This window comes from Rossellomorea sp. FM04394, assembly GCF_041889765.1.
Lineage (GTDB): Bacteria > Bacillota > Bacilli > Bacillales > Bacillaceae_B > Rossellomorea > Rossellomorea aquimaris_B.
The window spans coordinates 3,875,741-3,899,507 of sequence record NZ_CP168654.1; the positions used below are offsets into that span (position 1 = coordinate 3,875,741).

The following is a 23,767-nucleotide window of genomic DNA, read 5'->3' on the forward strand; positions in this document are numbered from 1 at the left end:
TATACATATAATGGAAGAACTTCATCACTCTTTGAGGTCCGTCCCTAAATAAATTTAGAAAAAAGCTGAACCCTCCATTGGATAGGTGGGCTCAGCTTGAAAATTATTATTGAATTTTGGAACGCAGGTAGGCATTGATGAATGGATCGATGTCGCCGTCCATGACGCCTTGTACGTTACCGGATTCAGTGTTGGTTCTGTGGTCTTTGACCATTGAGTATGGATGGAATACGTAGGAACGGATCTGGCTTCCCCATCCGATTTCCTTTTGTTCTCCACGAATTTCGGCAAGCTCTTGCTCTTGTTCTTCGATTCGCTTCTGATAAAGCTTGGCTTTAAGCATTTTCATGGCTGACTCACGGTTCTTGATCTGAGAACGCTCAGATTGGCAGGTTACCACGACATTCGTCGGTAAATGAGTGATACGGACAGCCGAGTCCGTCGTATTGATGTGCTGTCCACCGGCTCCACTTGCACGATACGTATCGATTTTCAGGTCTTCCGTACGGATTTCAATTTCGATTTCTTCATTAAACTCAGGCATGACTTCACAAGATACGAAAGAAGTGTGACGACGGCCTGAAGAATCGAATGGAGAAATACGCACAAGACGGTGTACGCCCTTTTCAGCTTTTAAATATCCATACGCGTTGTGACCTTTAATGGCAAGGGTCACACTTTTGATCCCGGCTTCATCTCCTGGAAGATAATCAAGTGTTTCCACTTTGAAGCCACGTTTTTCTCCCCAACGTGTGTACATGCGAAGAAGCATGGAGCCCCAATCCTGAGACTCGGTTCCACCTGCACCTGGATGCAGCTCAAGGATCGCATTGTTCTTATCATGTTCTTCACTTAGAAGAAGCTGAAGCTCGTAGTCATTTAATCGTTTGACTAAATCACCCAGCTCCTCTTCAAGGTCCTTTTGAAGTTCTTCGTCCGGCTCTTCTTTGATCAGTTCAAGGGTCAGCTCTAGGTTTTCATGGGATTCAAGCAATGATTTGTACTCATTTACAAGATCCTTCAGACCATTCCCCTCATTGATCAGCCCTTGCGCTTTTTGCTGATCATCCCAGAAATCGGGTTGAACCATGATTTCATCAAGTTCTTGAATTCTTGCCTCTTTGTTTTCTAAGTCAAAGAGACCCCCTGAAGTCCGCTAATGTCTTAGCTGATTTTTCTAACTCTGCTCTGATTTCTGATAGTTCCATGTGTGGTCACCTCTATAGTTATTTGGGTTGTTGAATTTGTTTTGTATTGTTGAAACGTTGAATAGAGTGGCATGTTTCTATTTGAGAGTGCTGGTTGATTTCCGCTCCAGGTGCTCGCTTTCCGCGGGGCGTGAGTTGAGCCTCCTCGGGCTTTGCCCTGCGGGGTCTCAACATTCCAGCTCCGGCGGCTAGCCCCTCGAGGTCATAAGCTAAATGGTCCAAGAAGGCAAAGAACGCCTTCCCGGCCCATTCAGCTTATGCTTGTCGGGGCTGTGCGAGCCGCCTCCGCTTTTCGTACTTTCCCGCTATTCCCGCAGGAGTCGAGCACCTTCCGCTCCAATCAACTTTAAAGTCATGCTTTTACATAACTTATTATTAAACTCTAGTACAAGAAAACATCCAATCATTAGTAAAATCTTTCCCAGGCACCCATTAAAAACGGAAAAGTACCTGGCACTTATTTTATCAAAATAAGCACCAGGTAGCATCTCTTTATTTATCCAGTTATGCCGTGGCAGTGTTTGTACTTTTTGCCGCTTCCGCATGGGCATGGGTCGTTGCGCCCTACGTCCTCTTGCTTGCGAACTGGTTGTTTCTTAGCCTTACCGCCTTCTTCTTTCGGGTTCACCGCTTGACCCTTGGCTACTTCCTGACGCTCAAGATTGTTGCGGATTTCAGCTTTCATGACGTATTTTGCCACGTCTTCTTCGATTGCGAGCACCATGCTTTCAAACATGGCAAACCCTTCATGCTGGTATTCACGCAGTGGATCGGTTTGACCGTATGCACGCAGGTGGATACCTTGACGCAATTGATCCATCGCATCGATATGGTCGATCCATTTCGTATCAACCGCACGCAGCAGGATGACTTTTTCAAACTCGCGCATTTGCTCCGGCGTGAGCTGTTCTTCTTTTTCATCGTAACGGTGCTTCACATCTTCATAGATCAGATCCATCATTTCTTCCGGCTCTTTTCCGCGAAGATCATCGACTGTCACATCGTCTTCAGGAAGAAGATTGGCGTTTACATAATCAACGATTCCTTGAAGATTCCAGTTCTCCATGTCTTCTTCTGCTGTATGGGCTGCTACCTGACGCTCGATGGCTGATTTGATCATGCCTTCAACAATGTCACGAAGGTTTTCAGAGTCAATTACTTCATTACGCTGTTTATAGATGATTTCACGTTGTTGACGTAGTACATCATCGTATTGCAGAAGCTGTTTACGAGCATCGAAGTTGTTTCCTTCCACTCGTTTCTGGGCCGATTCAACGGCACGGCTGACCATTTTACTTTGGATTGGCTGCGTATCATCCATTCCAAGGCGTTCCATCATGCTCTTCATATTGTCAGAGCCGAATCGACGCATCAGTTCATCTTCCATGGAAAGATAGAACTGGGTCACACCGGGATCTCCCTGACGTCCGGAACGTCCACGAAGCTGATTATCGATACGGCGTGATTCATGACGCTCGGTCCCGATAACGGCAAGACCCCCACGTTCGATGACGCCTTCTCCAAGCTTGATATCCGTACCACGACCGGCCATGTTTGTCGCGATCGTTACAGCACCAGGCTGACCCGCTTCCAAAATGATTTCCGCTTCACGGCCATGATTTTTCGCATTCAATACATTGTGGCGTACGCCTTTTTTCGTCAATAGTTTAGAGATGAGCTCTGACGTTTCAACGGCAACGGTACCAACCAAAACAGGCTGACCTTTTTCATGACGCTCTTTGATATCCTCCACTACAGCAAGGAATTTCCCTTCTATGGAAGCATAGATCAGATCGGCACGGTCATCACGGACGATCGGCTTGTTTGTTGGAATCACAATAACGTTCATATTGTAGATATTACGGAACTCTTCCTCTTCCGTTTTCGCCGTACCGGTCATACCGGAAAGCTTTTCGTACATACGGAAGTAGTTCTGGAACGTGATCGTTGCCATCGTCATACTTTCGTTCTGGATTTCAAGGCCTTCTTTTGCCTCGATTGATTGGTGAAGTCCATCACTGTAACGACGACCTTTCATCAGACGTCCTGTGAAAGAGTCAACGATGACGATTTCGCCTTCCTGAACCACATAGTCCACATCACGGTGCATGCTGACGTGAGCTTTTAACGCTTGATTGATATGATGGTTCAGGGTTACATGTGAAATATCGAACAGGTTTTCAATGTGGAAGGACCTTTCCACTTTGCTGATTCCGTCTTCCGTTAATTGCACACCTTTTGTTTTTTCATCATATGTGTAATCCTCATCTTTTTTCAGGGTACGTACGACGGCATTGGCCTGGATATAAAGCTGAGGCGTGCGCTGTGCGTTACCGGAAATGATCAGAGGTGTACGTGCTTCATCGATTAGAATCGAGTCAACCTCATCGATTACGGCAAAATGAAGGGGACGCTGCACCATTTGATCTTTGTACAGGACCATATTGTCACGAAGGTAGTCGAATCCGAATTCGTTATTCGTACCATATGTGATATCCGCTTTGTATGCTTCACGTTTTTCGTCTTTGGACATAGAGTTTAAGTTCAGACCTACAGAGAGTCCCAGGAAATTATAAAGCTTGCCCATTTCCTCAGCATCACGGCTGGCCAGGTATTCATTGACTGTGATGACGTGAACGCCTTTTCCAGTGATGGCATTCAAGTACACAGGCATAGTCGCTGTCAGCGTTTTACCTTCACCGGTTTTCATCTCGGAGATGTTCCCTCCATGCAGGGAGGCACCACCCATAAGCTGAACGCGGTAAGGGTACTGACCCAACACGCGGCGCGCGGCTTCCCGTACGACAGCAAAGGCTTCAACCAGCATATCCTCCAGGTCTTCACCCTTTTGGTAACGCTCCTTGAAACGCTCCGTTCTTTCACGGATTTCATCATCCGTCAAACGCTCCATATCGGGGCCTAATTCTTCTATTTGATCAGCCAGTTTTTCCAGCCTCTTTATTTCTCTTTTATTCGCATCGAATACTTTGTTTAATAGACCAAGCATGTATAAACGCTCCTTTATCTGTGTTTAAATGAGAGCCGAACGTCACTAATATAACAAAAGAAAATGAAATTCAGATGAGATTGTCGAAAACTCATGTAAAAACACACCCTCATCAGCTTCCAATCACTCTACTTAAAATTCGCTACAAAATCCAAATATCCTCCCACAAAAACACGATATATTCCCTACCAATCTTACCACTATCCTATATGGGTTACAACTCAAGGAGGGACGGACCTCTCAACCTCACCCGTTTCAATGGTTGGATGCTGCACTATCAGCCTGTGTTCGTGGATGGATCATGTGTTGAGGAGCCATTAGGAGCCATTAGGGACGGACCTCACCTACTTCATCAATTCATCAAGGATTGGCGACTTTAAAGCAATTCCATATATAATTGGTGAACGGCGAGGTCCGTCCCTCTAAAACAAAAAAGCCGCCTATGCAGGCGACTTTTAGGTGTTTTGTATTGGTCAGGCTTTGGTTGCTTTCAGTAGTTCGCAGACGGTGTCCTGGTAGCTTTCCCAGATTTGTTTGCTTCGTCTTGAGATGCTGTTGGCGGAGACATCGAAGTATTCTGCCAGTTCCTTTTGGACGTGACGGATACTGATTTCGTCGATGTTTTTCGCCATGTCCACCAGTGCTCCCGAGTAGATTTTCGGATTGCGGATCGTCGGGCGCTCTGTGTAGAAGTATTTTTCCAATACGGCTACGAGCAACTCACTTTCTTTTTTGTCTTCCCCTTTTTCAGTCAGGAAGTTTTGAAGGGATGTAATTGCTTCAACGTATTCCGGAGTTTTCCATATTTCTACTCCTTCGATCGCTTCTTCCGATTTCTCATCCGAATCCTTGGAAGTATCTGTTTCATCCGTGGCTTTAGTAGATGCTGCTGCTTTACCGCCCTTCTTCTTCTCAGCACTATAAAGAACGAATCCCACATCCGCTATTTCCAAGTACTGCCCTGAAAGGTAATCATGCAAGTTTTCAAACTCGCCTTGTTCAAAACGGATTTTCACCAGCTCCATCGCTGCTTTCTCAATCGCAGGATAAATGAAGTATTGAGCGAATGGAAGATACTTCTCCCCATTCGGCAACAATAACCCCAAGAAGAAACTATTCTCTTCCAGCTTACCGAACTTTTCCGTTACAATCAGCACATCACCAGAGAGGGCTTCTTCCACACGTAACGTATTGTCATCCAGCTTCTCGACTGAACCTGCCGTCACGCGAACGTTTTTCCATGACTCCAACACTTCAGCTGTCTGAGGACGAGTCACCGTGCTCAACTGCTTATCAACAAATCGTTCAATCAAACGAACACCGTCAGCATCCTTTTGAGTCGCTCCGTACCAGCTGACAAATGCCATTTCATAAATATCCGGATCCGCTTGCATAAGATCCATCTTCGCCAAGTAGTGATGATAGGATTCTTCCATCTCTGTTGACTGCGCCGTAGCAATATAATCATAAAGTTGCGCCTGAAGCACATCCAGCTCCTGACTCACCAACGTATCTATATTCACAACATTTTCTTTTTCACAGCATTTCTTATATTTTTTCCCACTGCCGCATGGGCATGGTTCATTTCTTCCGACTGTACTCATGTTTGTATTTACCTCCAACTTCTTGAGTCCCGTACACAAATGTTCATTATATAACATTTGTGGCGTTCCTTAAACTGTTTTAGAACAAGAAAAAAGAACCAATCGCTTTTGGACCGGTTCTTTAATGATCTATCGTCCTTGTTTTTTCATATAATCCAAGACATCTAAATCGATATAATTCTCATCCTGCTCCCGCATTTCAAAGTTCTCGGTGTGGAGATAGTCTTTCAAACTCTGATGAAGGGACTGTCTTTCTTTTGCATAGCCAAGACGGGTGAGTTCCCGCTCCACTTCATCGTGGATTTCACCTTCCAGTAATACGACTCTACCAGGATCTGATTCTTTAAAATAGAGCTGATGCAACAGATAGATTCGCTTCAGTTCCTTAATAGGAGACGCGTGATCATCCACCCTGAGATCGATGTACCGATCATTGAAGCCACCATATCCACCGCTTTCCTTCACCACTAGAAGAGCAGCAGACTGCATACCTCGGGAATCACCTCCCGCTTCCTGACCGGCATCTAATGCATGGAGTAATCGTTCAGCCAGTGATCCGGTCGTCGACTCAAATGTCTCTGCCATCGCCTTTACGGTATTCTCATCAACTAAAATATTCCCTTGAGCAGCAAAGTGCTTTCCTATTTGTCCTCCAGCCCAATCATAGCAGCCTTCTCCTGTAAAAGTGGCAGGGTTGCCTCCAGCATCAATTAACCCTACTTGACGTAAAGGACGCTCCGGATCATCCTGTGTGATGATATCGAGCGCTTCCTCCGCCGTCTTTCCTTCTTCCATTAATTGAAGTGCATGGGGTCCGTACGAAGTATTCGCGTAAGACTGAGTCGCTACCGCCCCCACACCCGCTTTCGCAAAAGGCACGACCGAACCGACCCCGAGGAATTTGGATTGGACCGCAATCCCCCACTCTTTTTCTTCCGGGTCATAGCCTACAATGGAATACGTCATGGTGATGTCCTCCTTAAGTTTTCTATTACCATCTTCCTATCTTTGAGGGTGAAAACATAATGTCTACCTACAAACTTCTACAATAATTGTCAAAAATCCTTTTTATAAAAAAGATCCTGCAGTCATGTAGACTACAGGATCACCTCATTTAATAGTTAATTCGTTTCAATCAAGCCGTACTTCCCATCACGACGCTTGTACACAATATTCGTCGCGTTCGTCTCTGCGTCCGTGAAAATGAAGAATGTGTGACCCAGCATGTTCATCTGCAAGATCGCTTCTTCACTGTCCATCGGCTTAAGATTGAACTGCTTCGTTCTTACTACTTCCGTATCGTCCTCTTCCTCCAATTCCACGGCAGCTGCGCCGTTAGGAGAAACATGATTCAAATCTTCCTGAGCCGCGAAGAACTCCTTCGGGCTGCCCTTTTCACGCATCTTACGGTTCACTCTCGTTTTATGTTTGCGAATTTGACGCTCCAATTTATCTACAATCAGATCAATGGCCGCATACATATCTGCGTTGCGTTCCTCTGCACGTAGCACTAATTGCGGCATTGGAATAGTCACTTCAGTTTTCGTATTTTTATCAGGATACACTTTTAAATTAACATGTACATTTGCATCAGGAGTTTCATTAAAGTAACGATCTAACTTGCCAATCTTCTTCTCCACGTGTTCGCGAATCGCTGGAGTTACCTCAATGTTCTCGCCTCGAATGTTGTAGTTCAACATGTAAACTCCTCCTTTTAAAAATAAAGCTATGTTTATATATTCTCCATTCCCTTGATTATTCCTTCTTAAACTTTCTAAATTTTTTGTCAATTTTCCGTAAAGTTTGTAATGTGGTGTCGAAAGTGTTGATAGGTGTGGGGTTGGAGAATGAAAGAGTGAGGTGATGGCTGCGAGTATGTAGGTTCACCTGTGGCTCTTTCTATTATTATTTTCTCACTTTTTGAGGAGATTAAACGGTGGGAATTTGGAGGTTTTGTGAATGGTTTGGGGCGGATTTGTGAATGAGGTTGATTGTCATTGGTGTTTTAAATTTATTTGTACCTGGTACATTTACTTTGGATTGTACCTGGTACATTTACTTTGGATTGTACCTGGTACAATGACTAACAAATGCACCTCGTACAAAATGAAATAAACAGTTATATCGGCTGGTTCCAATCCTTAATATTAAATTTTGTTTCTACATAAAATTTATATTTCTCGTTTGGATGATCACCAAGATTTGAAAGAATCTTTTGAGTATCGACAATTGATTTATAACCTGCATTTATAAAACTCTTATAGCTGCTCCAATTATAGTCTTCTGGTTGTTTAGAGTACTTGGATTTCACCGGGTTCAAATGAATGTAACTACTTGTATCGATAAGCTGCTTAGAATTATTAATCAGCTTGGCATAATATCGGTCCTGAAACACATGACCAATATAGTTGTATTTCCGGTTAAAATACCTAGCATAAATGGAATGAATGTAATGGATAATCTCTGAAGGAGAGTCATCGAGTGTCCCAATTATGAGATGAACATGATTGGGCATGAGGCAATACGAATGGAGAATGAATGGAGTTTTTTCTTTTGCTCTTTGTACTAATCCTAAATAATGATTAAAATCTTTTCTATCTCGAAAAAGATTATTCTTCCTGTTACCTCGTGCGGTTATGTGATAAATAGCTCCAGGATACCAGACCCTATGATTTCTTGTCATTAAATCTTCCTCTCCTTAATAAAGTTACAACTTTTATTCTTATTCGACATGATTCGAAATTTCCCTTCTCATATGTGTGTGAAAGTTGATATGTACCTGGTACATCTGAACCTTTTTGTACCAGGTACATATCTGACCTCTTGTACCAGGTACAAATTGGATTCATTGTACCTGGTACAAGAGAGAACTAAACATCCACATCCCGCCGACCAAAAAACCACCCCGCTAATCCACCAAACCCAATCAAATACACCACAATAACCCCAACAGAAAACAAAAACGTCATCCCTTCAAAAGGCGGTGTACCGAAGAAATACTGCTGCAGATCCGTATTTGCAAACAACAAATACCTCCCCCACTCCATTCCCCTCTCGTTCATTACAAGCAAGAATGTACCTGCAGAGAATGTCAGAAAGATGGTCGACCCGATGGCAAAGGAACCGCTTCTCGTCAGTACAGATAGAGTGAAAGCAAAGGAACAAATCACGACCAACTCAAGAAATCTCAGCACATAAGCCCCCGCTACAATAAAAACGTTCAAGCTGAAGTCAAAGAAGCTGTCGTAGAACCAGAGTATGCCCAGTATGGACGAAAATAAGAAATGTGCAGTCGTCAAAAGTGTTGCTATGACAACGACCGTTAAGTATTTTGAGAGCAATATTCTCACACGGTTGACGGGGCGAATGAGCAGCAGCTTGATGGTACCTGTCGAAAACTCACTGGATACGATGTCGCCTGCTATGATGAGGCAGAAGACTTGGAGGACAATGAGCAGGTTTGAGCTGATTCGCATGTATTCCCAGAAGGAGAATTGGATTCCATCGAATAGCATGTAGACGAAAAGGGATGCGATGGAGTTGATGAATACGATCACTCCAATGGAAATCCACATGCGGGGGCGGGATAGTTGTTTTATAAGTTCATTGGTTATTAGGTTGATCATATGTCTTCATCCGTTTCGAACTTGATTTGCCAGTTTCTTGGGAGCCACTCTCAAATAGCCTTCGTAAATCAAGGCTTCAATCGCTTGCCATCCTACTTCCTCGGCGTCTACCAACACCCAGCCATGTCTTCCGATGTAGGGGGCTTTTGTGTAGCCTGGCTGTTCGAGTAGGATTTCTTGTGTGGTGGGGAGGGTTTTAATAGATAAGGAGAGATTGTTCTCCTCGCCAATGATCACAAATGGCTTGTCCTTCACCCGGAAGGAAGTGTGGCCAAAGCCGTCTATGTGTTCATGAACTTCCGGATAAGTTACGCAAAGACTTCTGATTTCATCTACCAGACTATTTTTCATACCGGCTTCCCTCCAGCATTTTTTCTATTATTATAGCATGAGAGTATTTGGAAATAGAAAAAAGCCTCGCATATTGGTCGAGGCTTTATTTCTTTTTATCGTAGAACATTCCGTCGTATTGTAAGGATTCGTATGGATTTGCATATTTCTGAACGGAGGTTCTTTTCCTGGATAACCCGTTCATGTCCCGTTTTATTGAAGACTGCAATTGTGAGAGTTCCTTATCTATTTCTTGACTCCATGTGATCATTTGCTTTCCAAGCACTTGCTCCTCTTCGGTAAAAGGGGGCCTGATCGCTGTGATTAAAATTTGTCTTTTATCTAAAAGAGACTCTATTGTTTCGATCGTGGATTCCCGATTTTCTATGTGTTCCAACGCTTCTTTCAACTGCTTCGTAATGGTGTGACAACGAACGACCGAGCTCACGCCTGTCCCACCTGACCCCCGTGCTGCTTTTGACGGTTCAGCTTAATGACTTCTTTCCACGTGTCGCGGAACTCTGTGATGAGGCCATCCACTTCTTCTAAAATAGAAGCATCATTCTTGATATTGGCTTCCGTCAGACGGCGATTGATGTAGTCGTATAGGGACATTAGATTTTTCGATACTTCAAGATCCATGTTTAACGTAACCATCAGCTCATTCACGATGGCCTGTGTCTTCTGGATATTTGTGTTCTTCAGTTCAATATTCTTATCTTCCATCGCTTTTTTCGCGATATGGATGAATTTCAGGCTTCCGTTATAGAGCATAAGGGTGAGTTCACCTGGTGACGCGGTGTTAACCGAGTTGTTCTGGTATGCTGCATAAGGGTTGTTGATGGCCATAGTGACACTCCTTTAGGTATGATTAGCCGCCAAATTGGTTCATGAGGAACATGGATTGCTGGTTTGAACGCTGGATCGCTTTTTCCATGGCGGTGAATTGGCGCCAATAGCGGTCTTCGACTTGGATCAGACGATTTTCAAAGCGATCCATTTGATTGTCCATATTGTTCAAGAGGCGACCAAGGGTAAATGTATTATTCGTACTGGATGCTTTTCCGGCTTTTTTCTCAATGCTGTCCATTGTATTTTTCAACGTATCACGAAGTCGACGGGCAATTCCCTGCTCACCTGGAGTCTCTCCATTTTTCGCAAGAATTTCGTATAGAGCATTCGGATCTTTTGATATTGCTTCTTTCAGCTTGCTTTCATCAATGGTCAGCTTTCCACGGTCAAGGTAGTTACTTGATGTTTTGATTCCGATTTGCGCCAGCTGGTCGACGCCTGATGTACCGCCTAAAACTGGTGTGTACATGTCTGTCCGCATTTTGTTCAGACCCGATGTTAAGACGGAATCATTCCGAAGCGTTCCACTACGGGACTTTTCTTCCCATAATTCAATTTCCTTTTCTTCCATCGACTCTTTTTGTTCAGCCGTTAGTGGTTGGAAATCCCGGTATTTCTTTTCGTTCACTTCACCGTTTACTTTTTCGATGAGTTTGTTGTATTCGTCGACGAATTTGACGATTTTTTCTAGGATTTTATCCGTGTCAGGCTGTGAGGAGAAGGTTACATTGGTATTGGATGCATTCTTCAACGTTAATTCAAAGCCATTGATCGTAAACGTATTGGATGAACGTTCAGTCTCCATCCCGTTGTATGTAAACTTGGCATTCTCTCCAATGGAGCCCCTATTATTAGCCAGGGCCGTATCATTGTCAGCGTCAAGATTCAGGTGGGTAGTAAACAGGTCTCCCTGCAACTCAATTTCAGCACCTCCGGCATTGGCACCTGTATTCTTACTCATCACAGACATTTGCTTTGTGTGTTGATCATAGAACATCGTGACACCGGTCTGAGCATTGATCTTCGCTATTAAACTGTCCAACGTTTCATCTTCAGCAATAAATTTGATTTCGGTAAAATCAGCCGCCATCGTTCCGTCTGCTTTGATCGCTTTTACTTTGATGCTCTGCTCACCCGTCATCCCGAACGATTCACTCAACTTCTTTTTGGGATCAAATGCTCCCCCATCTGACTGGGTGATCGACGAGCTGTACATAGTAGCTGCAGTAGCTAATTTTTCCACCTTCAATGTTCCTGAGAAGTCAGTAGTAGAATTAATGTTTTTAATGGAGACTTCATTCGGGTTCGACACAGATACCGTTTTCTGAGTATACGTCCCCTGCTTCATTACTCCGTCAAAAATAAGATTACTAAAATCAAACATCATCTTATTCATATCCCGGTAATCATCACGCTGCCACTCAAGGAATTGCTTCTTCTGTTCAAGTTTATCTAAAGGAATTCGCTCTGCCTTCATCAGGTCTTTAATAATTTGATCCGTGTCCATGCCACTGGCAAGTCCACCAATTCGCATATCAGCCATATGTATCTCCTTCCGCTAAATCTTCTTATCGACCATTAAACCAACAAATTCCGTCATCGCCGCATGCATATCAAGAATCTTCTTTGCTGGTATCTCTTTCACTATTTCCTGCGTGCGATCATCCACGATCGTCACATAATATTCCTGTAATTTATCATGAAATTCAAATTTGAGGTGTGTATTCGAAGTGGACATAAACTCATTCATCCCATGAACGACATCTTCCACCTTTTCTTTGGTGACAGGTTCTCTTCTGGAGGTTTCTTCATGGTGTCGTTCCTGCGCTTGAATTTGCTTCACTTCTTCACTGGTTTGATTCTCTAATCTAGTAAATGATTGTACTCCTGAAACTCCGCCTGTCACTTTATCAATCATCGTTTGATCCTCCTGAGGGATATATGGGTTATATCGGAATTTGGTGGGAAAAGTTTAGTGGTTAGAAGCCTATTTAACTTTAAACATAGAAAAAGAGACCCTATTGCTAGAGCCCCTCTTAGAAATATTAAAATTAACGAAGAAGTTGTAAAACTCCTTGTGGTTGCTGATTTGCTTGCGCTAACATAGCTTGTGCTGCTTGAGAAAGAATAGAATTCTTCGTTTGGTTCATCATTTCTTTCGCCATCGTGCGAACATTTATTCTCATAAATGACCAGACTATATCTTCACCCTCTAGCATAGCAGGGGTTGGGCACTTCGGATCCACAATGCTGATGACCATTGTTTCACCTACGGATTTCATCACCATAGCTTTCGCCTTAGATGGTCTATCCTAGTCGTTGAACCTTCTCCAGAGTTTCCTCACAGAAGCTTGGCTGCTGATTGCCCAATCTCTTCTTTTGTTAAAGCCATCACGCTTGTCGTTTCCAACTACGTTGTGGCAAGAAAAGCTCTAAGGGGTTTCCAGCAATTCACCCAATTATGATCTCTAGCCGTTACCAGCTAGGACGACTGTGCTTGTGGCTGCTTAAGCAGCTAAAGCATAATCTACGTCACGCACACGAGATTCAGCTGCTGTTAAGTTTTCAGCAGATGTGTCAATATTATTGATTGCATAATCTAATCTGTTTTGATAAGCACCAAGATTAGAACGTTGAGCAGATACAGTTTCTATAGCATCATTAATAACTGTAATTGCTGCTGTAGCAACTGCTGCAGTTGAACTAATATCCACAGCACCATCTGTTTCCGCTGAACCTGCAGCTACTAATAGTGTAGCACCATCCATCGCAGCAACACTTAATGAAATTTGTTGATTTTCATTAGCACCTACTTGGAAAGTAAAAGAACCATTTCCATTTGGACCACCTGTTCCAGTTAATAAATCTTGACCATTAAATTGTGTGTCTCTTGCAATACGATTAATGTCTTTGGCTAACTGATCAGCCTCATCTTGAATCGCAGTACGATCCTCAGTAGTATTTGTATCATTAGAAGCTTGTACCGCTAATTCACGCATACGTTGAAGCATAGAATGCGTTTCATTTAACGCACCTTCAGCAGTTTGAATTAATGAAATACCATCTTGAGCATTACGTGAAGCTTGTTCTAAACCACGAATTTGGCCACGCATTTTTTCTGAAATCGAAAGACCCGCAGCATCATCACCTGCTTTATTAATACGGAGACCTGAAGATAGTTTTTCCATTGAAGATGATTGTGCAGTAGAAGCACTATTCAATTGACGATAAGTATTCAACGCCGCGATATTATGATTAATTCTCATAACTAAAATTTCCTCCTTGAAAGTAAGCCCACATCCATGTGAACTATAAAAGTTTAGTAGTCTGCAACGATTCACAAAGGTCGGCCGCCCTTTTCCTCATTGCTTACACTACTAATATCGGTCGGTTTAACTAGTATTTAATAGTTAGTGAAAATTAATTACTCATTTTTTGGCAAAAGATTAAATAGATTGTCGATTCCCTTCGAAGCTTCGGTGTTTTCTTCCTGAATAGATAGGTAGACTTCTTTCCGATGAATATCTACATTCTTTGGGGCATTAATCCCCAACCTCACTTGATCCCCTTTTACTGAAATCACGGTTAACTCAATGTCATCCCCAATCTGAATGCTTTCTCCCGTTTTCCTTGTCAGTACTAACATCCCCTCACCCCTTCTTCCCTGCAGGCTGGGCAAAGATCTGGTGCTTGGTTTGGTAGTCTGTGTTGTTCAGGATGACTTGTTTTCCTTTGCGATTTGCCAGATTAATAATGATCGGAGCCTGGAGATTTGCGGTTGATTCATGAAGGGTTTCGCGTACAGTCAAAATAGAAAGCACCTGCACCTCTTTTTCCGAAGGGTTCTCTAGTAACTCCACACTCGCCTGATCCAATTCAAAGTCATATTCCTTAAAGAATACAAACGGATCCGTGACCACGAATCCAAGTTGAGGTGTGGCCACCGATTGCAGGATATGAAACCATTCATTTTCAGGGAGGGGCAATAATATAAACTGCTTTTCTTCTCCAAATCCGGGGATTCCGTGATCAAATATCAGGACTTCCTCTGAATGGATGTCAATGGCGCCGTGGTATTTTGTATCTATGTTCATCATTCTCATTCCTTCGTTTTATATTTCTTGTTCGTAGTTAATGCCGACATGCTTTAAGTTCGCGAAGTCGATTTGTAAATCGGCGTATCGTTTCAGGCTGATGTCGACTTTGGCAGGCGTATAGTGGATGGTCGGTTTCTGTGGACGGGTATTATTGATTACTCTTTGAGGTTCGAAGTTCACTCTGACACTTCCCGGATCATACCCGATCTTGACGCTTCCGGGAGATGGAATCCAGCCAATATTAAAGTCGTATATAGGGTTTTCGCTGTTTCGTTTTGCCTGGTCTGCTATCGCGTTTCCTCCATGTTCAACCATCATGAGTTCATCGCCATCCTGGGCCACCCGGGCAAGCCCCCGTAACCAATCTTCGTACCCTTGTTGAGAGTATTCTTCTATCCTGCGGCGTACGGATTTCAAATCCATGTCTGCCCTTGCCTCTGTTTGATCGATGGTCAGCCTGGATGGTCTCCGTTCAATCTCCATTTTCCCTGCCGGCTGTTGGATATCGAGTTCTACTTTGGGTTGTTCGATATCCATTCGTCCCGGAGTCGTGTGGATCCCGAGTTCCGCCGGAGTGGATTGCAATCGAATTTGTGGCATGTTCATGAGTGTTCACCTCCAAAGAAAAAGGGACTACCCCTTAAGGTGACAGTACACCTTAAAGGGTCAGTCCCCTTGCTTTTATCGTAAGAAATCCATCAATGTCGGCTGCATGATTCTTGCCCCTACACTGAGGGCGGCACGGTGGACACTTTCCTGGGTTTTCAGGTCGGTGATCACCCGTTCGATATCGGCGTCTTCGTTATCCGAAAGAATACGGCTGGCGGTCACTTCCTGCTGAGCCAAGCGGTCATCGATCATTTCCAGCCTATTGTAGCGGGCGCCCAGGTCCGAACGTTCCGCAGATAGTGTATTCATCACTTCATCCAAGTTTTCGAGTTCCGTATCAAGACTTGAAACATCTCCCGATTCTAATGCTTTTTGGATTGAGTGTACTGTATTGAACAATTGTTGACTAAAAACTTTTGATGGGTTGGCGTTTGCCTTTAGTGATACGCCCTGTGACACTTCAATGGTGTATTCGCCGTTCGTCCCATTGAGTATGTTATCAGCTACCTTTGGGGCGGTCCCGTCAGCAGGTACCCCATCCTTCATTGGAGAATTCCCGACATCCGTTCCATTAAAGATGTATCGTCCTGCCACTTTTGTTTCAGCCACACTGACAAGGTCCTTTTTGATTTGTTCGATTTCAACGGCCACCGCTTTACGGTCTTCTTCACTGAGGGATCCGTTCTTCCCTTGCAGTGTCAATTCCCGAACACGCTGCAGTCCCTGATTGGCATGATCAATTCCGGACTCTGAATTCTCCATCCATAAGTAAAGTTCTGATAGATTCCTTTTATATTGTTCGATTCCCGTCAGATTGGAGCGATAGAACATGCCCTTCATGGCAACAACAGGATCATCGGAAGGCTTGGTAATTTTCTTCCCCGTCGCCAACTGGTCCTGTAGCTGCCCCATCCGTCCATAGGATGAACTGAGATTTCTCATCGAGTTCCCCGTCAGCATACTTTGAGTTACACGCATATTGTTTACCTACCTTCCAACGGTTCCCATGCCGTTGATGATTTTATCGAGCATTTCGTCCTGCAGCGTGATCATTCTGGCAGAGGCGTTGTAGGCATGCTGGAATTTGATCATGTCCGTCATTTCTTCATCAAGGGAAACCCCGCTTACGGACATCCTGCGTTCGTCAACAGCGGATCTGAGGACATTCGAGTTGCTCGCAAGTCTTAAAGATTCCTGTGATTCAACCGCCATCCTTCCAATAACTGATTCGAAATGACCCTGAAAAGATGACTCTTTTTCCCCATAAGGTAATTTGGTGGTTGTGATGATATCAGCGAGGGCCAGCACATTTGTTGCATCCCCCAGGGTAGGATTGTCTGCACTGGCTGTGGCTATGTTGTCGAGATTGCTAAGTTCATCAGCTATTTGAATCCGTTGAGCGAATCCCTCTTTATTATCGGGATCCAAGTCTAATGAGGGATCTTTTGAATCCTGAAAGAATTTAGGTGTTTCTGAGATGGAGGTCGGATTATTGATTTGTTCCGCTGTTACGCCTTGTTGATGCTGTTCATTAAAGGCTTTCGCAAATTCAAACGCCATGCTGTCTAATTCTTGGAGCATGGTGACATAAGATCCTTCTGCCTCACCTTTTTCATTTTCAAATCCATATGTATCGACAAGGGCCCTCAATTTCCCTTCACCTTTTGATAAGAAGTCATTTATAGCGATCGTTTCCCCACCGATTGTGACAGAATCAACCGTATCTTGATCTCCATTAAATGAAAGACTGAGTTCCTTAGCTCCACTCTTATCGACCAGGTCCACCGGATTCTTTCCGTCTTTACCTACTAATGTTATGGTCACGGAACCTTCAGCCATTGGAGAAGACCCTCCACCGTTCGACTGATAACTTGTTTTGATCGTGACCTGTTTTGATAACTCATCGATTAAACGATCCCGTTCATCATACAAATCGTTTGGGAGATAGCCATGGGGCTCTACTTCGGCAATTTGTTTATTAATATTATCAATCTGTCTTGTAAGAGAGTTAATTTGCGTTTCACTCACAGACAATTCATTTTTCAAATCGTTTCTCACGCTTGTTAATGAAGATGATAAATAATTAAACGTTTCTGCAACAGCGATTCCACGCTGACGTACGACAGACCGGGCACCTGAGTTCGTAGGGTTGACTGCTAGATCCTGAAGGGATTGCCAGAACATATCCATCGTTTTCGACAAGCCTGAATCAGATGGTTCATTCATCACTTCCTCCATCTTCTTCATGGCTTCCATTTTCGTATCCCAGTAGCCAAGCTTATTATTTTCCCCTCTATATTGGGTGTCCAGGAAAGAATCTCGAACACGCTGGATCGATCCAGCTTCAACACCTGTTCCGATTTGACCGGGAATTTGCGGACGGTTCATGGAGGGAGCCGGGTAAGGTTCCGTTTGGGCAAAATTGACACGTTGTCGGGTGTAACCGGGGGTATTTGCGTTGGAGATGTTATGACCAGTCGTATAAAGGGCTCCTTGTTGGGTGTACATCCCCCGTTTAGCCGTTTCAAGGCCCATAAAAGTGGATCGCATGGTGTTGCCTCCGTTTCACATGATTGGTGTTATGCTTTCGAATCGAATATGGATTTTCCTGCAGGTATCGACTTTTCAGCGTTTGGACGGGAATACGTTAATTTTACTGATTTAGGCTGCAGCAACGACAAGTTCATATTGACAAATTGAAGAGATTGATAGACAAGCTTTTGATTAAGTTCGTTCCGTGCCTTTAACTCGGCTATCATATCAACAAGCCTTCGCTGCCAGATGCCAAGAATCTCTGCATCTTCAGGTGAACTGTATTCCATACACAAAGAGATTGTTGGGGTTTTCTCCATTCGGACTCCTAATGAATCAAGATAGTGATTGGACTCCTGTTGTCTTTTGATTTCAAGCGTATTGATGGCTGCCAGATGCTTTTGTTCATCCTTTAGCACTGCGTCCAGCTCGATCATGGCACCTTTTTTAATTACATCCGTCTTTTCAACCGAAAGATCGAACAAACTCTTGTGCAACTTATAAAGTTTTTCCAACGTTGCAATCAATGAAGTTGCCGGCATGTCTGTTCGCTCCCTTAATTTCCGTTATAAAAATTCTTTAATCCTTTAGCAATCGCTTTAGGGTCAATGGTGTAGTTACCGCTCTGCACCTGGTCCTTGAGTGCTTCTACTTTCGCCTGGCGTTCCTTGCTGATTTTAGAGACCTCCTGCATCTCTTTGGCAGCAGAAGAAATCTCAATCTTATCTGAAGCCGTCTTTCCGGTCTTGCCAACTTGATCCATTTTGTTAAGATTGCGCTTATAAGGATTAATGTTTTGATTTCCGATATTGTTAATCTTCATCATTTTTCCCTCGCTTTCATCACGTCCATCGTCTCTACCTAGTATATCGGATAAAAAAACGGTTTGTTTAGTTCGAAAGACTGGTTAGTATTTCCTGATTTTCTTGCGTGACGTATCTAGTTCTTATTTCTTACTGTGTAATACGTTTTTTGATTCGATTCCTTCACCTTACTCTTCCATTCTTGCTCCGACTCGAACTGCTTCAGCTCACTGACAAGTTCTGAAGAACAATCGTTACAAATCCTCCCCGTCCCAATAATCTTCCCGCATTTATCACACGGATAACCCATGTTCGGAAACTGCCTTGTCTGGATGCGCCCCTTCTTCACCCATTTATAGAGAAGCTCTTCGTCCACACCCGTCACTTCAATCACACGATTCATGGTGGCCGCACGGTTTTCCCGTCTCTTCAGGAATTGGTAGACTGCCTCGTACGTATTCTCTTCTTCTTTATAGCACGTATCGCATACATCCCTGAATTGATTTTTCATAAAAATCCCGTTGCAGCGTGGACAGTTAATGATCTCTGACATCGTTCCATTCCTCCCTGATTCACTTCTATTATTCTCTATATCGGCAGAAGCGAGCGTTGCTTTAACCTCTTGCAAGGGTCAAAGAGGATACTTCGCTGGCACCCGCTTCCTTCAGCAATTTAGCTGCTTGCCTCAACGTCGTTCCCGTCGTATAAATATCATCAAACAGAAGGACCCTCTTTCCATCAACACCCCCTTCGCCCAACTGAAACACCTGCTCCTGCTGAAGCCGCTCCCACCGCGTCTTCTTCGACTGCTTTTCCGAGTGGGAGCGGGTAAGGAGACGAGAGGGACGGACCTCTGCTTCTTCCAGGAGAGCAGTGGATTGATTGAATCCTCTTTCATATAAACGGTCGTTACTTAGTGGGATCGGGGTCACTAGATCAAACTCACTTTTTTCAATATAATTTTTGAGAATAGAAGCAAATGGTTTTGCCAATACATAGTCTCCTCGATATTTGTATCGAGCAAGATACTCTTTAAGAAAATCATTATATTGATAGAGTGATACGTTCTGTCGCAGGACCCCTTTCCACTCATGGTCAGACTCCCACCGTTCACAATCCAGGCACTGCTCCCCTTTTATAAAATCGGAAGGTAGCTCTTCCATGGACCGGGAACAACCTGAACAACGCTTTCCCTCTATTATCACCAGCTGTTTTTCACACTTATTACAAAGCAACGGAGGTACTCTGTAAAATAAACCTTTCCAGGATAAGACCTCAACAAGTTCATTCCCACAGTACAAGCAGTTACTTACCATCAATCAACCCCCGCTTCACGGCTTCCCTGTTCATGTCATTGATATGAAGGAGCGCTTTGATCATCTCACGGGTGCGACCGAAGTGAAAATAGACGATGTCACCCTTTGGAAAGTCCGCACTTCGCCCCACTCTCCCTGCAATCTGAACAAGGGCGCTTTCTGTAAAGATCTTTTCTTCAGCTCCAAGGACTGCTACATCGATATTGGGTATGGTAACCCCCCTTTCTAAAATGGTGGTGGTGAGTAAGATCGGAATCTCTTTATTACGCATTTTCATGACTTTTTCTTTTCTTTGGGGATCTTCTGCATGCACAGATTGGATGAGAGGATCGATTTCTTGAAAGAGAGGAAGGGCTTTTTCCATGATTTCAACGGTGGGGAAGAAGATCAAGGCTTGTTTGGATTGCTGTAGTTTTAGGGACGTCCATTTCTTCAGTCCAGGAGGAATCCGTTTTTTCTCAAGGGATTTCTTCCAAAGTCCGCACCATGCAAAGCGTGGCAGGGGAATCGGATGGCGGTGGAAACGGGCTGGGATTTCGATGAAGGATCGCTTCCCTCCCGCACATTGCTTCTGTGTCTTTCGATCAGGTGTGGCTGTGAGATAAATGATAGAGGATTGAGTTTTCCGCGCTTTTTCTACTGCCCACTTCAAAGAAACATCATAGGAATACGGAAAGGCATCCACTTCATCGATGATCATGACGTCAAATGCTTCTTTAAACCGGTAAAGCTGGTGGGTGGTGGTAAGAACGAGCTGGCCATAGGTGTTTCTTTCTTCAGACCCGCCGTAAAGTGTGATGATCATTGTGTCAGGGAAGACCTTTTTAAGGCGGGGAGACAGTTCAAGAATGACGTCGGTTCTGGGTGCGGCAATGCATACCCGTTTGTTTTCCTGAAGAGCTTCATGAATCCCTTCAAAGAGAACCTCGGTCTTTCCTGCCCCGCATACGGCCCACACAAGCAGGTCCTTGCTGGTATGGACTGCTGAGACCATTCGCTTGGAAGCTTCTTTCTGCGCCTCTGAAAGAGTTCCAAGCCATTGAAAAGTTGGAGGTGAGTCAGGAACCGGTTCAGGCCCATGCCATGTCAGAAGCGTTGTGCACTCCGATACCTTTCCCATCATGATGCAATTTCGGCAATAGGTACACGTGGTGTGGCATCTTGAACACGAAAAGGAAGCGAACAAATGAGGCCGTTTGTTTCCACAACGGTGGCAACAGCTCTTTTCCACACCCTTTTGATAGGAAACATATCCATTTAAATAATGCTCATGCAGGACATCAATCGAAATTGGGATTTCGTCTAAAAGCAGGGATCGGCCGCTGAGAAAGGATTGAAGCTCTGAAGAAAAGGTGAAGGATTCATTGAGGGGTTGAAATGGGATGGAAGATATATCTGAAATCCGCTGCAAAATGGTACTTTCTCCTATCAGCAGGGATTGCGGGGTTAAATGGTTATCTGTAAAAGCAAAACGCAAACACATCACTCCTTTTTGGGATAGTGTTGTATTCTACACTGGTCTGTGAAAATCCTGCCTAAAATAAAGGTGCCAGGCACAAAAGCTTTGTTTTGTGCCTGGCACCGAGAGTTCGGAAGTGTACCTGGTACATGATAACCTGATTGTACCTGGTACAAAATCTTATCATTGTACCAGGTACAATCAAAAACCCCCAAAACCTAACGACTCATCTTCCGAGCCCATCCCATCCCCATCGAACCCTCACCTAAATGAGTACCGATGACAGGACCGAAAATACTGACATTGAACTCCACATTCGGATACTTCTCCTGAAGCTCATTCTTCCACTCAATCGCATCTTCTTCGCGATTCGCATGGATGATCGAAGCTTGAAATTCTTCTCCGGAAGACACGGCTTCTTCAAGCAGTGACTCCACCCGCTTCAATGCTTTCTTCTTCGTACGGATTTTTTCGAACGGGACGATGACTTTATCCACAAAGTGCAGAAGTGGTTTTACCTGCAAAAGGCTTCCGATGATTGCCTGTGCCTGTGATAATCTGCCTCCGCGTTGTAAGTGAGCCAGGTCATCAACCATGAAGTATGCCTGTACCGATTGCTTCATTTCATCCAGTAACGCAACGATTTCTTCAGCCGTTTTCCCTTCACGGCCAAGCTTGGCCCCTTCAATCGCATAGAAGCCCTGAATCATGCAGCTGATCTCGGAATCATACGCATACACGTCGATTCCCTCGACCATTTCTCCAGCTTGAACGGCACCTTGATACGTTCCGCTGATCCCACTTGATAAGTGGATTGAAATGACGGCATCGTAGTCCCTTGAAAGCTTTTCGAACAGCTCGACGAACTTCCCGACAGGAGGCTGCGAAGTCGTTGGAAGCTTTTCCTGGGTGCTGACCTCTTCGTAAAATTCACTTGCCGTAATATCAACTTCTTCTTGATAGGTTTCTCCTCCCAAAATGACGCTGAGAGGGATCATATGTATGTTCAGTTGATCACGCAATTCTTTCGGGATGTAGGCTGTACTATCCGTTACAATTGCCGTTTTCATAGAATTACCATCCTTATTGTTTATTTTTAAGCCCGTGCTGCGAGCTTGTTTAGTCTACCTTATGTATCCTTTTCATTTTATATGAAAACAAGTTGGTTTGCATCTGTTTATCGGGACTTTCGGGTCCACAAAACGAATCAAACGTTTGTTTAAGACTCAGAACCCTTAAGCTATAAGGGATTCCATATCCTAATCAAACGTTTGTTTAAAGGTCTTACCTCGTACCGACAGGCATGGTCGAGACCAGTTTTTTTGATTTTCTGGAAGACAGGTACACTCCTGCAAAGATAATCAATAAACCTAAAATGAGATTATGTGTCACAGGCTCCCTCAGAAGAACAAACCCCCAGATCATCGCTGTACCCGGTATCAAATACGTCACCGTCGATGCAAATTCAGGTCCTCCATTGGTCATGATGTAAAAATAAAGAAGCGTCGCCACTCCAGAACCTAAACAGCCCAACCCGAGAATGCCAAGAATCACTTCACCGGATAGCAGGCTTCCTACAGATATCGGATTGGTCAACATCATTCCCACAAATCCCACCGCTGCACCGATCAACAACTGGAACGTAGAAATCACCACTACACTCGTTCCCGCCAGGTATTTTTTCGTAAACTGTGAAGCAAACGCGTAGCTCATTGTCGCGAGCACCATCGTCCCTACCCCTACAAAATCAGAAGTGAAAATCCCGCTCACTTCGAAATTCATCAGGACGAGGATTCCTATAAACCCAACGATGATCCCAATCCATTGAAATCCGGTCAATAGGACCGAGAAAAATAAAAATCCCGCAAGTCCAGTCCAAATGGGAGTCGTTGCGTTTAAAATGGAGGCAGTGTTACTATTGATCTGTGTTTCACTTAACGCGATCAGAGTCCAGGGCAACGCCGCATTACCAATCCCGACAACAAATAACTTCCACATAGGGAGCGATTTCTTCTCTCCTTTTTTCCTCTTTATAAATAAGATCGGAAGAAGCACAAGAGCACCGGCTATACAGCGTAAGAATACCGTCCCCCATACACCTACGGGATCCACCAGCCACTTGATAAAAACGAACGACATCCCCCAAATCAAACTTAAGCCAATTAGCGCTATATATAATCTGGCCAATTTGCTTCCTCCTCTCCAAATTGTATAATTTAATAGTTAAATAGACGTTATAACATATTTTGTTAGTTCTATCCTATCTTACTTTGCTGGCGATGGAAACATTCTTTTTTCGTATTTTCGACCTATGATCAAGCATT

26 protein-coding genes are annotated in these 23,767 nt (G+C 44.0%); all 26 read right to left on the minus strand.

Going from position 1 to position 23,767, the window contains the following annotated elements; genetic code table 11:
• Nucleotides 1-106: 106 nt before the first annotated feature.
• Nucleotides 107-1,208 (minus strand): peptide chain release factor 2 gene (prfB, locus tag ACCB35_RS19520; RefSeq protein WP_156142358.1). Its coding sequence is split into 2 segments (ribosomal slippage): nt 107-1,135 and nt 1,137-1,208, totalling 1,101 coding nucleotides; the frame shifts between segments, so codons are not numbered across the junction.
• 496 nt (nt 1,209-1,704) lie between these two features.
• On the minus strand, nt 1,705-4,215 hold the full coding sequence (secA, locus tag ACCB35_RS19525) for a preprotein translocase subunit SecA (protein ID WP_374054942.1): 2,511 nt from the start codon (nt 4,213-4,215) through the stop codon (nt 1,705-1,707).
• A gap of 473 nt (nt 4,216-4,688) precedes the next feature.
• Nucleotides 4,689-5,819 carry a YecA family protein gene (locus ACCB35_RS19530; protein WP_374054943.1) on the minus strand — a complete coding sequence of 377 codons (1,131 nt, stop codon included), beginning with the start codon at nt 5,817-5,819 and terminating at the stop codon, nt 4,689-4,691.
• Between the two features lie 129 nt (nt 5,820-5,948).
• Complete coding sequence (locus ACCB35_RS19535) at nt 5,949-6,785, minus strand: DUF1028 domain-containing protein (protein WP_044338350.1); 837 nt, start codon at nt 6,783-6,785, stop codon at nt 5,949-5,951.
• A gap of 155 nt (nt 6,786-6,940) precedes the next feature.
• The gene (hpf, locus tag ACCB35_RS19540; RefSeq protein ID WP_044338351.1) at nt 6,941-7,519 is read right to left on the minus strand and encodes a ribosome hibernation-promoting factor, HPF/YfiA family; all 579 of its coding nucleotides are present in this window, start codon (nt 7,517-7,519) and stop codon (nt 6,941-6,943) included.
• A 419-nt stretch (nt 7,520-7,938) separates the two neighbouring features.
• Nucleotides 7,939-8,502, minus strand: coding sequence for a transposase (locus ACCB35_RS19545; RefSeq protein WP_044338352.1), 564 nt, complete (start codon nt 8,500-8,502; stop codon nt 7,939-7,941).
• Nucleotides 8,503-8,689: 187 nt separating this feature from the next.
• Entirely contained in the window at nt 8,690-9,445 is a 756-nt protein-coding gene (locus tag ACCB35_RS19550; RefSeq protein ID WP_374054944.1) for an ABC transporter permease, read from the minus strand.
• A 6-nt stretch (nt 9,446-9,451) separates the two neighbouring features.
• Entirely contained in the window at nt 9,452-9,796 is a 345-nt protein-coding gene (locus tag ACCB35_RS19555) for an MmcQ/YjbR family DNA-binding protein (RefSeq protein WP_374054945.1), read from the minus strand.
• Nucleotides 9,797-9,881: 85 nt separating this feature from the next.
• Nucleotides 9,882-10,223, minus strand: a complete 342-nt coding sequence (locus ACCB35_RS19560) for a flagellar protein FliT (protein WP_374054946.1) — start codon at nt 10,221-10,223, stop codon at nt 9,882-9,884.
• Nucleotides 10,220-10,624 (minus strand): flagellar export chaperone FliS, encoded by a 405-nt coding sequence (fliS, locus tag ACCB35_RS19565; RefSeq protein WP_374054947.1) that lies wholly within the window; start codon nt 10,622-10,624, stop codon nt 10,220-10,222. The genes ACCB35_RS19560 and fliS overlap by 4 nt, the downstream gene beginning before the upstream one ends.
• Nucleotides 10,625-10,646: 22 nt before the next feature.
• Complete coding sequence (locus tag ACCB35_RS19570) at nt 10,647-12,170, minus strand: flagellar hook-associated protein 2 (RefSeq protein WP_374054948.1); 1,524 nt, start codon at nt 12,168-12,170, stop codon at nt 10,647-10,649.
• A 15-nt stretch (nt 12,171-12,185) separates the two neighbouring features.
• Nucleotides 12,186-12,545, minus strand: a complete 360-nt coding sequence (flaG, locus tag ACCB35_RS19575; protein WP_374054949.1) for a flagellar protein FlaG — start codon at nt 12,543-12,545, stop codon at nt 12,186-12,188.
• Nucleotides 12,546-12,678: 133 nt separating this feature from the next.
• Nucleotides 12,679-12,915, minus strand: a complete 237-nt coding sequence (locus ACCB35_RS19580) for a flagellin (protein ID WP_374054950.1) — start codon at nt 12,913-12,915, stop codon at nt 12,679-12,681.
• 219 nt (nt 12,916-13,134) lie between these two features.
• A complete protein-coding gene (locus tag ACCB35_RS19585; RefSeq protein WP_374054951.1) occupies nt 13,135-13,893 on the minus strand; it encodes a flagellin in 759 nt (252 codons plus the stop codon).
• A 158-nt stretch (nt 13,894-14,051) separates the two neighbouring features.
• Nucleotides 14,052-14,273: a carbon storage regulator CsrA gene (gene csrA, locus ACCB35_RS19590; protein ID WP_374054952.1), complete on the minus strand. Its 222-nt coding sequence runs from the start codon at nt 14,271-14,273 to the stop codon at nt 14,052-14,054.
• 4 nt (nt 14,274-14,277) lie between these two features.
• Nucleotides 14,278-14,721, minus strand: coding sequence for a flagellar assembly protein FliW (fliW, locus tag ACCB35_RS19595; protein WP_374057079.1), 444 nt, complete (start codon nt 14,719-14,721; stop codon nt 14,278-14,280).
• Nucleotides 14,722-14,739: 18 nt separating this feature from the next.
• Nucleotides 14,740-15,330, minus strand: a complete 591-nt coding sequence (locus ACCB35_RS19600) for a DUF6470 family protein (RefSeq protein ID WP_374054953.1) — start codon at nt 15,328-15,330, stop codon at nt 14,740-14,742.
• 75 nt (nt 15,331-15,405) lie between these two features.
• Nucleotides 15,406-16,311, minus strand: coding sequence for a flagellar hook-associated protein FlgL (flgL, locus tag ACCB35_RS19605; protein WP_374054954.1), 906 nt, complete (start codon nt 16,309-16,311; stop codon nt 15,406-15,408).
• A gap of 9 nt (nt 16,312-16,320) precedes the next feature.
• Entirely contained in the window at nt 16,321-17,883 is a 1,563-nt protein-coding gene (gene flgK / locus ACCB35_RS19610) for a flagellar hook-associated protein FlgK (protein ID WP_374054955.1), read from the minus strand.
• Between the two features lie 29 nt (nt 17,884-17,912).
• Nucleotides 17,913-18,407 (minus strand): flagellar protein FlgN, encoded by a 495-nt coding sequence (locus ACCB35_RS19615; RefSeq protein WP_374054956.1) that lies wholly within the window; start codon nt 18,405-18,407, stop codon nt 17,913-17,915.
• A gap of 14 nt (nt 18,408-18,421) precedes the next feature.
• Nucleotides 18,422-18,691, minus strand: a complete 270-nt coding sequence (flgM, locus tag ACCB35_RS19620) for a flagellar biosynthesis anti-sigma factor FlgM (RefSeq protein WP_374054957.1) — start codon at nt 18,689-18,691, stop codon at nt 18,422-18,424.
• A gap of 113 nt (nt 18,692-18,804) precedes the next feature.
• A complete protein-coding gene (locus tag ACCB35_RS19625; protein ID WP_374054958.1) occupies nt 18,805-19,221 on the minus strand; it encodes a TIGR03826 family flagellar region protein in 417 nt (138 codons plus the stop codon).
• Between the two features lie 61 nt (nt 19,222-19,282).
• A complete protein-coding gene (locus ACCB35_RS19630; RefSeq protein ID WP_374054959.1) occupies nt 19,283-19,831 on the minus strand; it encodes a ComF family protein in 549 nt (182 codons plus the stop codon).
• A gap of 142 nt (nt 19,832-19,973) precedes the next feature.
• Nucleotides 19,974-21,467, minus strand: a complete 1,494-nt coding sequence (locus ACCB35_RS19635) for a DEAD/DEAH box helicase (protein ID WP_374054960.1) — start codon at nt 21,465-21,467, stop codon at nt 19,974-19,976.
• 194 nt (nt 21,468-21,661) lie between these two features.
• Nucleotides 21,662-22,513, minus strand: coding sequence for a DegV family protein (locus tag ACCB35_RS19640; RefSeq protein WP_374054961.1), 852 nt, complete (start codon nt 22,511-22,513; stop codon nt 21,662-21,664).
• Nucleotides 22,514-22,727: 214 nt separating this feature from the next.
• Nucleotides 22,728-23,630 (minus strand): DMT family transporter, encoded by a 903-nt coding sequence (locus tag ACCB35_RS19645; protein WP_374054962.1) that lies wholly within the window; start codon nt 23,628-23,630, stop codon nt 22,728-22,730.
• Nucleotides 23,631-23,767: the final 137 nt, after the last annotated feature.

Bases quoted from the DNA above. Each gene is read 5' to 3' on its own strand.
- secA (WP_374054942.1), bottom strand. From the start codon at position 4,215: ATGCTTGGTCTATTAAACAAAGTATTCGATGCGAATAAAAGAGAAATA.
- ACCB35_RS19530 (WP_374054943.1), bottom strand. From the start codon at position 5,819: ATGAGTACAGTCGGAAGAAATGAACCATGCCCATGCGGCAGTGGGAAA.
- ACCB35_RS19535 (WP_044338350.1), bottom strand. From the start codon at position 6,785: ATGACGTATTCCATTGTAGGCTATGACCCGGAAGAAAAAGAGTGGGGG.
- hpf (WP_044338351.1), bottom strand. From the start codon at position 7,519: ATGTTGAACTACAACATTCGAGGCGAGAACATTGAGGTAACTCCAGCG.
- ACCB35_RS19545 (WP_044338352.1), bottom strand. From the start codon at position 8,502: ATGACAAGAAATCATAGGGTCTGGTATCCTGGAGCTATTTATCACATA.
- ACCB35_RS19550 (WP_374054944.1), bottom strand. From the start codon at position 9,445: ATGATCAACCTAATAACCAATGAACTTATAAAACAACTATCCCGCCCC.
- ACCB35_RS19555 (WP_374054945.1), bottom strand. From the start codon at position 9,796: ATGAAAAATAGTCTGGTAGATGAAATCAGAAGTCTTTGCGTAACTTAT.
- fliS (WP_374054947.1), bottom strand. From the start codon at position 10,624: ATGGCCATCAACAACCCTTATGCAGCATACCAGAACAACTCGGTTAAC.
- ACCB35_RS19570 (WP_374054948.1), bottom strand. From the start codon at position 12,170: ATGGCTGATATGCGAATTGGTGGACTTGCCAGTGGCATGGACACGGAT.
- flaG (WP_374054949.1), bottom strand. From the start codon at position 12,545: ATGATTGATAAAGTGACAGGCGGAGTTTCAGGAGTACAATCATTTACT.
- ACCB35_RS19580 (WP_374054950.1), bottom strand. From the start codon at position 12,915: ATGGTGATGAAATCCGTAGGTGAAACAATGGTCATCAGCATTGTGGAT.
- ACCB35_RS19585 (WP_374054951.1), bottom strand. From the start codon at position 13,893: ATGAGAATTAATCATAATATCGCGGCGTTGAATACTTATCGTCAATTG.
- csrA (WP_374054952.1), bottom strand. From the start codon at position 14,273: ATGTTAGTACTGACAAGGAAAACGGGAGAAAGCATTCAGATTGGGGAT.
- fliW (WP_374057079.1), bottom strand. From the start codon at position 14,721: ATGAACATAGATACAAAATACCACGGCGCCATTGACATCCATTCAGAG.
- ACCB35_RS19600 (WP_374054953.1), bottom strand. From the start codon at position 15,330: ATGAACATGCCACAAATTCGATTGCAATCCACTCCGGCGGAACTCGGG.
- flgL (WP_374054954.1), bottom strand. From the start codon at position 16,311: ATGCGTGTAACTCAAAGTATGCTGACGGGGAACTCGATGAGAAATCTC.
- flgK (WP_374054955.1), bottom strand. From the start codon at position 17,883: ATGCGATCCACTTTTATGGGCCTTGAAACGGCTAAACGGGGGATGTAC.
- ACCB35_RS19615 (WP_374054956.1), bottom strand. From the start codon at position 18,407: ATGCCGGCAACTTCATTGATTGCAACGTTGGAAAAACTTTATAAGTTG.
- flgM (WP_374054957.1), bottom strand. From the start codon at position 18,691: ATGATGAAGATTAACAATATCGGAAATCAAAACATTAATCCTTATAAG.
- ACCB35_RS19625 (WP_374054958.1), bottom strand. From the start codon at position 19,221: ATGTCAGAGATCATTAACTGTCCACGCTGCAACGGGATTTTTATGAAA.
- ACCB35_RS19630 (WP_374054959.1), bottom strand. From the start codon at position 19,831: ATGGAAGAGCTACCTTCCGATTTTATAAAAGGGGAGCAGTGCCTGGAT.
- ACCB35_RS19635 (WP_374054960.1), bottom strand. From the start codon at position 21,467: ATGTGTTTGCGTTTTGCTTTTACAGATAACCATTTAACCCCGCAATCC.
- ACCB35_RS19640 (WP_374054961.1), bottom strand. From the start codon at position 22,513: ATGAAAACGGCAATTGTAACGGATAGTACAGCCTACATCCCGAAAGAA.